This is a genomic window from Bradyrhizobium sp. FW305-F6 (assembly GCF_058782905.1).
In genome coordinates, this window is record NZ_JBYSYD010000001.1 from 1462174 (window position 1) to 1474013 (window position 11840).

An 11840-nucleotide genomic window follows, 5' to 3' on the forward strand; every position below is an offset into this window, starting at 1 on the left:
GTTCTGCCTACCGCCGCAGCAATCCGCCGAGCGCGCCGCGGACCAGCGTGCGGCCGATCGAGCCGCCGAGCTGGCCGCCGATCGACTTGCCGACATTGGCGGCCAGCCCGCCGATCACCTGGTTGGTCACCGACCGCGTCACGTCCCGTGCAATGACCTGGCCGGTCGAGAGGCGACCGCGCTTGACGTTGGTGCCGAAGATGGTGCCGACGATCGTGCCCAACTGCCCAAGAATTCCGCCGCCTGCGCCGGCTCCACCATTTTGTGCGTCGGCAGGCGCAGCCGTGCCGGCCACGCGCTTCTGCAGCATCTCACTGGCGGACTCACGATCCACTGCGGTATCGTATTTGCCCTTCACCGGGCTCCTGCTCATGATCGTCTTGCGCTCCTCGGGCGTGATCGGCCCGATCCGCGCCGTCGGCGGCCGGATCATCACCCGCTCCACCATCGAAGGCGTGCCGTTGCCCTCGAGGAAGGACACCAGCGCCTCGCCCTTGCCGAGCTCCGTGATCACCTTGGCGGTGTCGAGCTTCGGGTTGGGCCGGAAGGTCTGCGCCGCAGCGGCGACCGCCTTCTGGTCGCGCGGCGTGAAGGCGCGCAGCGCATGCTGCACGCGACCGCCCAACTGGGCCAACACCTTGTCCGGCACGTCGATCGGATTCTGGGTGACGAAATAGACGCCGACGCCCTTGGAACGGATCAGACGAACCACCTGCTCGATCTTGTCCATCAACGCCTTCGGCGCGTCGTTGAACAAGAGATGCGCCTCGTCGAAAAAGAACACCAGTTTTGGCTTCGGCAGGTCGCCGGCTTCCGGCAACTCCTCAAACAACTCCGACAGCAACCACAGCAGGAACGTCGCGTAGAGCCTGGGGCTCTCCATCAGCTTGTTGGCCACCAGGATGTTGACGATGCCGCGACCGTCGCTATCGGTCTTCATGAAATCCTTCAGCTCCAGTGCAGGCTCGCCGAAGAATTTCGTTCCGCCCTGGTTTTCCAGCACCAGCAGCTGGCGTTGAATGGTTCCAACCGTCGCCTTGCTCACATTGCCGAAGCTCTGCGCGGCCTTCCGGATCTCTGCTAACGGATCTTCCTCAGCATCTGGTCCCTTCTTGCCGCTGGCGGGCACGATCGCATCCAACAGCGATCGCAGATCCTTCATGTCCAACAATGGCAGGCCGCTCTCGTCCGCGACGCGGAAGGCGACGTTGAGAACACCCTCCTGCACGTCGTTCAGGTCGAGCATGCGCGCGAGCAGCAGCGGCCCCATTTCGGTGACGGTCGCGCGCACGGGGTGACCCTGCTCGCCGAACACGTCCCAGAACACGGTCGAGAACTGGTCCGGTTGAAACTTGAGACCCATTTCGCCGGCGCGCTTGAGAATGAAGTCTTTGGCCTCGCCGACTTCCGAGATACCGGCGAGGTCGCCCTTGATGTCGGCTGCGAAGACCGGAACACCGGCGCGCGCAAATCCTTCCGCCATCACTTGCAGCGACACGGTTTTGCCGGTTCCGGTTGCACCCGTGACCAGGCCGTGGCGATTGGCGAGCGCCAGCGTCAGCCATGCCTGCTCGTCTCCCTTGCCGACGAATATCTTTTCGTCGGTATCGCCGAGCTTGCTGTCCTGTGCGGTCATTATTCTCTCTGATCTCTCTGCGTGGTTTCGCGTATCGAAACCGAATGCACCAGTTCCGTAGTTTACGCATGTCGCGCACCAATTTAAACCGTTCAACGCGTTCTAGGCGTGCGACATCGTCGGAAACGGACGGAGACATCAGCCGAAAGTCGGAATGAGGTGTTCGCAAGGCAGCAATTTTTCGCCGATTCCGTCTTCGCTCTTGCACGGCAGCAACACTCTTCGCGGGTTCGAAGATGAATCGCGCCAGCGCGTGCGTTCATCGCTTGAATTTCACATCACACCGGCTCAAGATCATTTTCGAAAGCAAGACTCCGGCATGTAAACCGGTTGAGGGGCGGGTTTTATGGACGAGCTGATCGGACGGCTGGCGACAAACGCCAGCATAGATGGTGCTGTCGCCGAAAAGACCGTCGGCATTATCCTGGGCTTCCTCCGCAGCGAGGGTCCTTCCGAGAGCGTGCAGGCCCTGATCGACCAGATCCCCGGAGCAGAAGCTGCCATCGAGGCTTCGAAGAGCGGCGGCGGCCTGTCGCGGCTGATGGGCGGCGGCTTGATGGCGGTCGGCACGCGCCTGATGGGCCTCGGCCTCGGAATGTCCGACATACAGAACGTCGCCCGTGAACTTTTCCGCTACGGGCGAGACAAAATCGGAGCGGATCAGATGGGCAAGATCATCGCGGGGACGCCGGGCCTGAGCCAGTTCGCCTGAGCGACGCTTTTCACATCGAGCATCATGACATATCCGATCTCCGAGATTGAGGGCCTGCCGACCTTTGCCGCCAACAAGCTGAAGGCGCAGGGAATCCGCACGACCGACGCGTTGCTCGAGGCCGCCTCCACCGTGAAGGGCCGCAAGGCCCTTTCGGCCAAGACCGGCATCAGCGAGCAGCAATTGCTGGAATGGGCCAACGTCTCCGACTACATGCGCATCCCCGGCATGGGCAGAGCCAAGGTCGGCCTGGTCCGCGCCGCCGGCGTGACCACCGTGCGGGAGCTCGCCTATCGAAATCCGGCAAGGTTGGCGCAGAGCATGCGCGAGGCCAACGAGAAGAAGAAGCTCGTTCGCGTGCTGCCTTCCGAGAAGTCGGTCGGCGACATCATCGCCAAGGCCAAGAAGCTGCCGCCGAAGATCACGTATTGATCGGCTACGCTCCCTCCCCGTCATCCTGAGGTGCGAGACGCGCGGCGCTTAGCGTCGCGCGGGGAGCCTCGAAGGATGCACGGCCACCGCTCCATCCGCACGGACAGAGCCGGGCCGTCGCCCTTCGAGGGCCGCTGAAGAAGCGGCCACCTCAGGGTGACGGCGAGAGAGCGATGCCCGTAGCCGTCGGCGCCCCCAATCCGTCTTGACACCCCCTTCGCGACCGCGCAAAGCCACCCGCATGAACGCCTCGCCCTCCCAATCCGTCCCGGCAGCCGGCTCGGCCCGGTTCGAGGCACTGCGGACACTCGTGGGGCGGCCGTTTCCTGCGGTCATGGGGGTGCTCAACATCACCCCGGATTCCTTCTCCGACGGCGGCGCGTTCACCGCACCTGCGCAGGCGCTGGCGCGCGCGCGGGCGATGATCGCTGAGGGCGTCGACATCATCGATATCGGCGCCGAGTCCACCCGGCCCTACAAGGGCGCCCGGCCGGTCACGGCGGCGGAAGAGTTGGCGCGGTTGAAACCGGTGCTGCCCGAGGTGGTGGCGCTCGGCGTGCCCGTCTCGATCGACAGCATGAAGGCGGAGGTGGTGGCCTTCGCACTCGCGCAGGGCGCGGCGATCGCCAACGACGTCTGGGGCCTGCAAGGCGACGCCGGCATGGCGCCGCTGATCGCCGCGAGAGGCGCTCCCGTCATCGTCATGCACAACCGCGACAGCGTCGATCCCGCCATCGACATCGTCGCTGACATGAAGGCGTTCTTCCTGCGCTCGCTGGATGTTGCCGCAAAGGCAGGCATCGCACGCGACAAAATCGTGCTCGATCCCGGGATCGGGTTCGGCAAGACTGTCGAGCAGAGCATGACCGCGCTGGCGCGCTTGCGCGAACTCGACATGTTCGGCCTGCCGATCCTGGTCGGCGCCTCGCGCAAGCGCTTCATCGCCTCGGTGTCGCCGTCGGAGCCATCGGAGCGGCTGGCCGGCTCGATCGCGGCACATCTGATCGCCGCGCAGCGCGGCGCCAGGATCATCCGGACCCACGACGTCGCCGAAACCCTGCAGGCGCTGCGGGTGGTGCATGCCATCGAGAGCAAGCCATGACCGACACGATCTTCGTTACCGGCCTGTCGATCCATGCCCGCCACGGCGTGATGGATCACGAGACCGAAGTCGGCCAGCGCTTCGTCATCGATCTCGAGCTCTATACCGACTTGTCGGAGCCGTCGCGCAGCGACCGGCTTGCCGACACCGTGTCCTATGCCGATGTCGTGGCGACCACGACCGCAGCCTTCAAGAACACCAATTACAAGCTCCTGGAGCGCGCGGCCGGAGCGGTGGCCGATGCCATCCTGTCGAAGTTCCCGCGCATCCGCGCAGTCAAGATCACCGTGCACAAGCCGCATGCGCCGATCGCCGCGATCTTCGACGACGTCGGCATCGTGCTGACGCGCTCGCGGCATCCCTGATGGGAAACGTGCTGATCGCGCTGGGCGGCAATGTCGGCGATGTCCGCGCGACGTTCCGCAAGGCGATCGCCCATATCTGCGGCATGGCGCAGGGCGCGCTGATCGCGCGCTCCTCGGACTACGCCACCCCGCCCTGGGGCGACGAGGACCAGGATCCCTTCATCAACGCCTGCATCGAGATCGAGACCGACCTCGATCCGCACGCGCTTCTATTCGTGCTGCAGAAAGTCGAGCAGAAGTTCGGCCGCACGCGCACCAAGGAGCGGCGCTGGGGGCCGCGCACGCTCGATCTCGACATGATCGCCTATGACGACGTGTCCCTGCAAAAGCCCGACCTGACGCTGCCGCATCCGCGCCTGTTCGAGCGCGCCTTCGTGCTGGTGCCGCTGGCCGAAATCGCGCCCGAACGCGTGATCTCGGGTATTCGTGTACGCGACGGGCTTGCCAGCGTCTCGACGCAAGGCATTGAGCGGCTTCCGGATACCGGTTAACCAAAAACAACCGTTTGCAGGGACGCTTCGCCGTGGCAATTTCGCCCCGCGAATAACAAGATATTCGGGAGCCCCGCGCCGCATGACCTCCGTGACTGACGACCTGCCGCTGGCGGCGGATTTTCCCAAGGCCACCGTCGAAGACTGGCGCAAGCTGGTCGACGGCGTGCTGAAGGGCGCGCCGTTCGAGAAGCTGGTCGGCAAGACCTATGACGGCATCAAGATCGATCCGCTCTATCCGCGCGCCAAGGGCGCCGCGACCGTGCCAGGACGGCTGCCGGCAGCACCGTGGCAGATCCTGCAGCGGATCGACCATCCCGATGCAGCACTCGCCAATGCGCAGGCGCTGCAGGATCTCGAGAACGGCGCGACCGGGCTCGCGCTGGTGTTCGCCGGCGCCAATGGCGCGCGCGGTTTCGGCCTGGAACCTTCGGCCGAGGCGGTCGCAAAGGTCTTGCAGGGCATTCATCTCGACGCCGGCATCGGCATTGAGCTCGAGATCGGACCGCAGTCGCGGATGGCCGCGATCCATGTCGCGGAATACGTGAAGAGCGCAGGCCTCGATCCCACCGCCTGCAACATCCGCTTCGGCCTCGATCCGCTTGCGGCGGGCGCCGTGTGGGGCCACACCCCATACACCTGGGAGGAGATCGCACCCGCAATCACCGGCGCCATCCAGGGCCTCGCCGGGCTCGGCTTCAAGGGGCCGTTTGCCTCTGCCGACGGGCGCGTGATCCACGATGCCGGCGGCTCGGAAGTGCAGGAACTCGCCTTCGTGCTTGCCTGCGGCATTGCTTATCTGCGCGCGATCGAAGGCGCCGGCATTCCGCTGGAAGCCGCACAGGGCATGGTCTATGCGCGGCTTGCCGCCGATGCCGACCAGTTCCTCACCATGGCGAAATTCCGCGCGCTGCGGCTGTTGTGGGCGCGCATCGAAACGGCATGCGGGCTGACGCCCAAGCCAATGTTCATTGCCGCCGACACGGCCTGGCGCATGCTGACGCAGCGCGATCCCTACGTGAACATGCTGCGCGCGACCATCGCCACGTTCGCGGCGGGGCTTGCCGGCGCCAACGCGATCACGGTGCTGCCGCATACGCTGGCGCTCGGCCTGCCCGATCCCTTCGCGCGGCGCGTGGCGCGCAACACCCAGCTTCTGCTGCTGGAAGAAAGCAACCTCGCCAAGGTCAGCGATCCCGCGGCAGGCAGCGGCGGCATCGAGACGCTGACGGCGCAGCTGTGCGAAGCGGCCTGGGCGTTGTTTCAGGAGAGCGAGAAGGCCGGCGGCGCCTTCACGGCGCTTCAGCAGGGCGTATTCCAGAGCAGGGTCGCGGCCACGCGCAAGGCGCGCGAGGCCAACATCGCCAAGCGCCGCGACGTGCTGACCGGCGCCAGCGAGTTTCCGAACCTGCATGAGAGCGAAGCCACCGTGCTGAAGGCGGCGCCGATCGCGCTGGCACCGTATGGCGAGCAAAAGTACAAGTTCGATCCGCTCTCGCCGATCCGGCTCGCGGAACCGTTCGAGGCGCTGCGCGACAGGTCGGATGCCGTGCTGAAAGCGCGCGGCGTGCGGCCGAGCGTATTTCTGGCCAATCTCGGCACGCCCGCCGATTTCACCGCGCGCGCGACCTTTGCGAAGAGCTTCTTCGAAGCCGGCGGCATCCAGGCCATCGACAGCGAGGGCTTTGCCGATCCGGCCACGCTTGCCGCCGCGTTCAAGGCCTCCGGCGCCGCGATTGCCTGTCTTTGTTCCAGCGACAAGGTCTATGCGGAACACGCCGAAGCCGCGGCGAAGGCCCTGCAAACCGCAGGCAGTCGGCTTATCTATCTGGCAGGTCGCCCGGCGGATGCCGAGGCGACGCTACGGGCCGCCGGCGTCACGGGTTTTGTCTTCGCCGGAGGCGATGCGCTTGCCACGCTGCAAGACGCATACCGACGGATGGAGCAGTCATGACCGACACCAGCAAACCTGTTCTCACTGGCGGCTGCCAATGCGGCGCCGTGCGCTTTGCCGTCATGACGGCACCGAACAGGGTCTCGATCTGCCACTGCCGGATGTGCCAGAAGGCAGCCGGCGCGCCGTTCGCCTCGTTTGCCGACATCAACAAGACGGACTTTGCCTGGACCAGGGGACAGCCGTCGTTGTTCCGATCTTCGACCATCGCCGAGCGCGGCTTTTGCGCCGCCTGCGGCACGCCGCTGAGCTTCGGGCGCATCGACGGCGAGCGCATCGAGATCATGACCGGCGCGTTCGACCGCCCCGACCGGGTGATCCCGACGCGCCAGTTCGGCACAGAATCCCGCCTCGGCTGGGTCGTCGGCATCGCCAATTTGCCGAGCCAGACCACGCAGCAGAATTACGGACCGGAGAAGATGGCGACCATCGTCAGCCATCAGCATCCGGATCATGATTGATGATATGGTTGAAGCCATGAGCCGCATTCCGAACTTTGCCAATGTCGCCTTCGAGAGAGCAACCACCGCAGCGCCGAGCGCCAGCGCCGAGCCGTGGCTGACGCCCGAGGGCATTCTGGTGAAGCCCGCCTATGGCGAGGCTGATCTGGCCGGGCTCGATTTTCTCGAGACCTATCCGGGCATCGCGCCGTTCCTGCGCGGCCCCTACCCGACCATGTACGTCAACCAGCCCTGGACGGTCAGGCAATATGCCGGCTTCTCCACGGCGGAGGATTCCAACGCGTTCTACCGCCGTAACCTGGCTGCGGGGCAGAAGGGCCTCTCGGTCGCCTTCGACCTCGCCACTCATCGCGGCTATGACAGCGACCATCCGCGCGTCGGCGGCGACGTCGGCATGGCCGGCGTGGCCATCGATTCCATCTACGACATGCGCACGCTGTTCGCAGGCATTCCGCTCGACCAGATGAGCGTGTCCATGACCATGAACGGCGCGGTGCTGCCGATCCTCGCGCTCTACGTCGCCGCCGCCGAGGAACAGGGCGTGCCGCCGGAGAAGCTGTCGGGCACCATTCAGAACGACATTCTGAAAGAGTTCATGGTGCGCAACACCTATATCTACCCGCCCGCGCCCTCGATGCGGATCATCTCTGACATCTTTGCCTTCACCTCGCAACGGATGCCCAAGTACAATTCGATCTCGATCTCCGGCTATCACATGCAGGAGGCGGGCGCGACGCAGGACCTCGAGCTCGCCTATACGCTGGCCGACGGCGTCGAATATCTGCGTGCAGGCCTTGCCGCGGGCCTCGACGTCGACCGCTTCGCGCCGCGGCTGTCGTTCTTCTGGGCGATCGGCCTGAACTTCTTCATGGAGGTCGCCAAGCTGCGCGCCGCGCGCCTGCTCTGGGCCAAGCTGCTCAAGCCCTTCAACCCGAAAGACCCGCGCTCGCTGTCGCTGCGCACGCATAGCCAGACCTCGGGCTGGTCGCTGACCGCGCAGGACGTCTTCAACAACGTGATGCGCACGACGGTGGAGGCGATGGCGGCCACCCAAGGCCACACCCAGTCGCTGCACACCAACGCGCTCGACGAAGCGCTGGCGCTGCCGACCGACTTCTCGGCCCGCATCGCCCGCAACACCCAGCTGTTCCTGCAGCAGGAGAGCGGCACCACCCGCATCATCGATCCCTGGGGCGGCTCGTATTATGTCGAGCGGCTGACGCGCGACCTCGCGGCGAAGGCCTGGAGCCATATCCAGGAGGTCGAGGAGCTCGGCGGCATGGCCAAGGCGATCGAGGCTGGCGTGCCGAAGCTGCGGATCGAGGAGGCATCGGCCAAGACCCAGGCGCGCATCGACGCCGGCAGGCAGGCAGTGATCGGCGTCAACAAGTACAAGCCGACCGACGAGGTCCCGATCGAGATCCTCAAGGTCGACAACACCAATGTCCGCCGGCTTCAGATCGACAAGCTCACGCGGCTCAAGTCCGAGCGCAACCAGAAGGACGTCGACGCCGCGCTCGCCGCGCTGACGCGCTCGGCCGGCGAAGGCAACGGCAATTTGCTCGCGCTCGCCATCGATGCCGCACGCGCCAAGGCGACCGTCGGCGAGATTTCGGATGCGCTGGAGAAAGTGTTCGGCCGCCATCGCGCCGAGATCAAGTCCATCACCGGCGTGTACAAGCGGGAGGCGTCCAGCATGGGCAACCAGGTCGAGAAGGTGCAAGCGCTGATCGACGCCTTCGAGGAGGCCGAGGGCCGCCGCCCGCGCATTCTCGTCGCCAAGATCGGCCAGGACGGCCACGACCGCGGCCAGAAGGTGATCGCCTCAGCATTCGCCGATATCGGCTTCGACGTCGACATCGGGCCACTGTTCGCCACCGCCGACGAAGCCGCGCGGCAGGCGGTCGAGAACGACGTCCACATCCTCGGCGTCTCCTCGCTCGCCGCCGCCCATCTCACCGCCGTGCCGGAATTGAAGGCCGCGCTGAAGAAGCAGGGTCGCGACGACATCATGATTATCGTCGGCGGCGTGGTGCCGCCGCAGGATTACGACGCGCTCTATGCCGCCGGCGCGGAGGCGATCTTCCCGCCGGGCACTGTGATCGCCGAAGCGGCCGAGGAGCTGATCCGCAAGCTGAACGCCCGGCTCGGGCATAGCGAGGCGGCGGAATAGTTTCACCGTCAGTTTCCGACAAGAAGGATTTGCGTGATGTCTCTCGCGCCCACGTTGATGCGCGCGCTCGCTGTTGCCACGGTCTGCGCGCTGTTCGGTCCCGCGCACGCCGCCGACCCCAAGCCCGATGCGATCGTCAAGACCAGGAGCATCGAGGCACGCGTGTTCCTCGACGACAGGATCAAGGCGGATGCGGCGCTGGCCGCGGATTGTCTCGCCGAGGGCAAGAAGTGGCTCAACAAGAATGCCGCGGAAGCTGCCGCCGCGCGCAAAGCCGATCCACAGACCTCTTGGGAAGGTCGCTGGGAGTTCGAGCGCAAATATGAAATCCGCTCCGTCATTGCCGACCGCTATGTCAGCGTCCTGCGCAACGACTACATGAACACGCGCGGCGCGCATCCCAACTCGGACGTGAACACGATCCTGTGGGACAGGGCCGGCAAGAAGCGCATCTCGATCCGCCCGTTCTTCACCGAGACCGCCGACAACGGGGCGACCCTGAAGGCCATGGTGAAGGCGATCGTTGCTTCGCTCAAGGACGAAAAAAAGAAGCGCGGCGCCGGCGAGACCGCGACCGACGAGTGGTTCAAGTCGGTGGAGCCGCGCCTGCTCAAGATCGGCGCGGTGACGCTCGCACCGTCAACCGAACCCGGCAAGAGTTCCGGCCTGACGTTCCACTATCCGCCCTATGCGGTCGGAGCTTACGCCGAAGGCGGATATGTCGCCTTCGTGCCGTGGGAAACGCTGAAGCCGTACCTCACGGGGGAAGGCGCGCGCATCTTCGGCGGTTCACGGCCGAAGGGCGATGAGGAAGAGCAGTGATCAAGGCTTGAGCAGCGACATGTTGCTCACAACGCGTTGGTAGCGCTACCTTGCGGCGGCGCTGCAAAGCCGACTAGAATGCCGTCATTGACAAGAGCGCCCGGCATCACGGGCGCCGCTGGGAGGCATTCAATGTCCAAGATTTCGCGCCGCACCTTTGCGGCTTCGACCGCCGCAGCCGCGGCATCCGCCGCTTTCGGCTTCAAGCCCGCATTCGCGCAAGCCTATCCGGCCCGACCGGTCACCGTGATCGTCCCCTGGGGCGCTGGCGGCGGCACCGACGCGACGGCGCGCATTGTCGCAGCCCTGCTGGAGAAGGACCTCGGCCAGCCCTTCAACGTGGTCAACCGCACCGGCGGCTCCGGCGTGGTCGGCCACAGCGCGATCGCAACCGCGCAGCCCGACGGTTACACCATCGGCATGCTCACGGTCGAAATCTCGATGATGCACTGGCAGGGCCTGACCGAGCTGACACCGAAGAGCTACACCCCGCTGGCGCTGATGAACGAGGATCCGCCCGGCATCCAGGTCTCCTCCTCCTCGCCCTACAAGACGGTCAAGGAACTCGCCGACGCGATCAAGGCGGCGCCTCCCGGCAAGTTCAAGGCCTCCGGCACCGGTCAGGGCGGCATCTGGCACCTGGCGCTGGTCGGCTGGATGCAGGCGATGGGCCTGCCCGCCAATCAGGTCGCCTGGGTGCCCTCGAACGGCGCAGCACCTGCGATGCAGGATCTCGCCGCCGGCGGCCTCGACCTCACGACGTGCTCGGTGCCGGAGGCGCGCGCCATCATCGAGGCCGGCAAGGCCAGGAGCCTCGCCATCATGGCGCCGGCCCGCAACCCGATCTTCAAGGACGTGCCGACCCTGAAGGAGGCGATGGGCATCGACTACGCGACGGGCGCCTGGCGCGGCATTGCCGGGCCAAAGAACCTGCCGCCGGAGATCGCAACGAAGCTGACCGCGGCGCTGAAGAAGGTCTACGACTCCGCCGAGTACAAGGACTTCATGAGCAATCGCGGCTTCGGCACCGTGTGGGGCGATGCCGCTCACTTCGCCGGCTTCATGGACAAGGGCGACGCCCAGATGGGCGAGGCGATGAAGGCCGCGGGCCTGAGCAAGGCGTGATCTGCGGCTGCGACGCCCTGATCACCTCTCCCCGCACGCGGGGAGAGGGCGTTTATCTCTGACAGGACTTCCCATGCGTCTTCCCGACTCCATCACGGGATCGTTTCTCGTCGCGCTCGGTGCGGCCGCCGCCTATGGCGGTTACCTCTTGCCGCCGGTGCCGGGGCAACCGGTCGGTCCCAACGTCTTTCCGCTGGTGATCGGCTGCGGCCTCGCGCTGTGTGGGCTCGCGATCGCGTTCGGCATCGGCCGTTCCTTCGAGGAGGAGGAAGAGCTGGTCCCGTTCGAGGACGGCCAGGCCGCCGCGCCGCCGCCGCAGAGCAAGCTCTACGGCCTGCGCGCGCTGTTGCCACCGGCGCTGTTGCTGTTCTACGTCTCTGCCGCCGACCGGCTCGGTTTCATCATCACCGCTGCCATCATGGTCTACATCACCTCGACCGCATTGGGGGCGAGGTGGAAGCTGGCTCTGCCGCTCGCGGCGCTCTCGCCCTTCGCCATCCACCTCATTTTCGGCAAGCTGCTGCGCGTGCCGCTGCCCGCCGGCCTGTTGCCGGCACCCTGGTGATC

At 65.7% G+C, this 11840-nt stretch carries 12 protein-coding genes; 11 read left to right on the top strand and 1 reads right to left on the bottom strand.

Annotation, left to right across the window (positions count from 1 at the left end; all coding sequences use genetic code 11):
• Positions 1-7: 7 nt before the first annotated feature.
• On the bottom strand, positions 8-1636 hold the full coding sequence (locus AC3WLX_RS07035) for a helicase HerA-like domain-containing protein (protein ID WP_492335233.1): 1629 nt from the start codon (positions 1634-1636) through the stop codon (positions 8-10).
• A 346-nt stretch (positions 1637-1982) separates the two neighbouring features.
• Between AC3WLX_RS07035 and AC3WLX_RS07040 the strand changes: the two genes are divergently transcribed.
• The 11 genes from AC3WLX_RS07040 to AC3WLX_RS07090 all read left to right on the top strand — a co-directional run bounded on the left by AC3WLX_RS07040 (position 1983) and on the right by AC3WLX_RS07090 (position 11838).
• On the top strand, positions 1983-2348 hold the full coding sequence (locus AC3WLX_RS07040) for a DUF2267 domain-containing protein (RefSeq protein WP_291628820.1): 366 nt from the start codon (positions 1983-1985) through the stop codon (positions 2346-2348).
• Positions 2349-2372: 24 nt separating this feature from the next.
• Entirely contained in the window at positions 2373-2780 is a 408-nt protein-coding gene (locus AC3WLX_RS07045) for a DUF4332 domain-containing protein (RefSeq protein ID WP_492335234.1), read from the top strand.
• A 241-nt stretch (positions 2781-3021) separates the two neighbouring features.
• Complete coding sequence (gene folP, locus AC3WLX_RS07050; protein WP_492335235.1) at positions 3022-3882, top strand: dihydropteroate synthase; 861 nt, start codon at positions 3022-3024, stop codon at positions 3880-3882.
• Positions 3879-4247, top strand: a complete 369-nt coding sequence (gene folB / locus AC3WLX_RS07055) for a dihydroneopterin aldolase (protein ID WP_492335236.1) — start codon at positions 3879-3881, stop codon at positions 4245-4247. Before folP ends, folB begins: the two co-directional genes overlap by 4 nt.
• On the top strand, positions 4247-4738 hold the full coding sequence (gene folK, locus AC3WLX_RS07060) for a 2-amino-4-hydroxy-6-hydroxymethyldihydropteridine diphosphokinase (RefSeq protein ID WP_492335237.1): 492 nt from the start codon (positions 4247-4249) through the stop codon (positions 4736-4738). Before folB ends, folK begins: the two co-directional genes overlap by 1 nt.
• A gap of 82 nt (positions 4739-4820) precedes the next feature.
• The gene (locus AC3WLX_RS07065; protein ID WP_492335238.1) at positions 4821-6692 is read left to right on the top strand and encodes a methylmalonyl-CoA mutase family protein; all 1872 of its coding nucleotides are present in this window, start codon (positions 4821-4823) and stop codon (positions 6690-6692) included.
• Positions 6689-7153, top strand: a complete 465-nt coding sequence (locus AC3WLX_RS07070) for a GFA family protein (protein ID WP_291627065.1) — start codon at positions 6689-6691, stop codon at positions 7151-7153. Before AC3WLX_RS07065 ends, AC3WLX_RS07070 begins: the two co-directional genes overlap by 4 nt.
• Positions 7154-7169: 16 nt before the next feature.
• The gene (scpA, locus tag AC3WLX_RS07075) at positions 7170-9326 is read left to right on the top strand and encodes a methylmalonyl-CoA mutase (RefSeq protein ID WP_492335930.1); all 2157 of its coding nucleotides are present in this window, start codon (positions 7170-7172) and stop codon (positions 9324-9326) included.
• 36 nt (positions 9327-9362) lie between these two features.
• On the top strand, positions 9363-10148 hold the full coding sequence (locus tag AC3WLX_RS07080; protein ID WP_492335239.1) for an RsiV family protein: 786 nt from the start codon (positions 9363-9365) through the stop codon (positions 10146-10148).
• Positions 10149-10280: 132 nt separating this feature from the next.
• Positions 10281-11273: a tripartite tricarboxylate transporter substrate binding protein gene (locus tag AC3WLX_RS07085; protein WP_291627063.1), complete on the top strand. Its 993-nt coding sequence runs from the start codon at positions 10281-10283 to the stop codon at positions 11271-11273.
• Between the two features lie 73 nt (positions 11274-11346).
• Positions 11347-11838 (top strand): tripartite tricarboxylate transporter TctB family protein, encoded by a 492-nt coding sequence (locus AC3WLX_RS07090; RefSeq protein ID WP_492335240.1) that lies wholly within the window; start codon positions 11347-11349, stop codon positions 11836-11838.
• Positions 11839-11840: the final 2 nt, after the last annotated feature.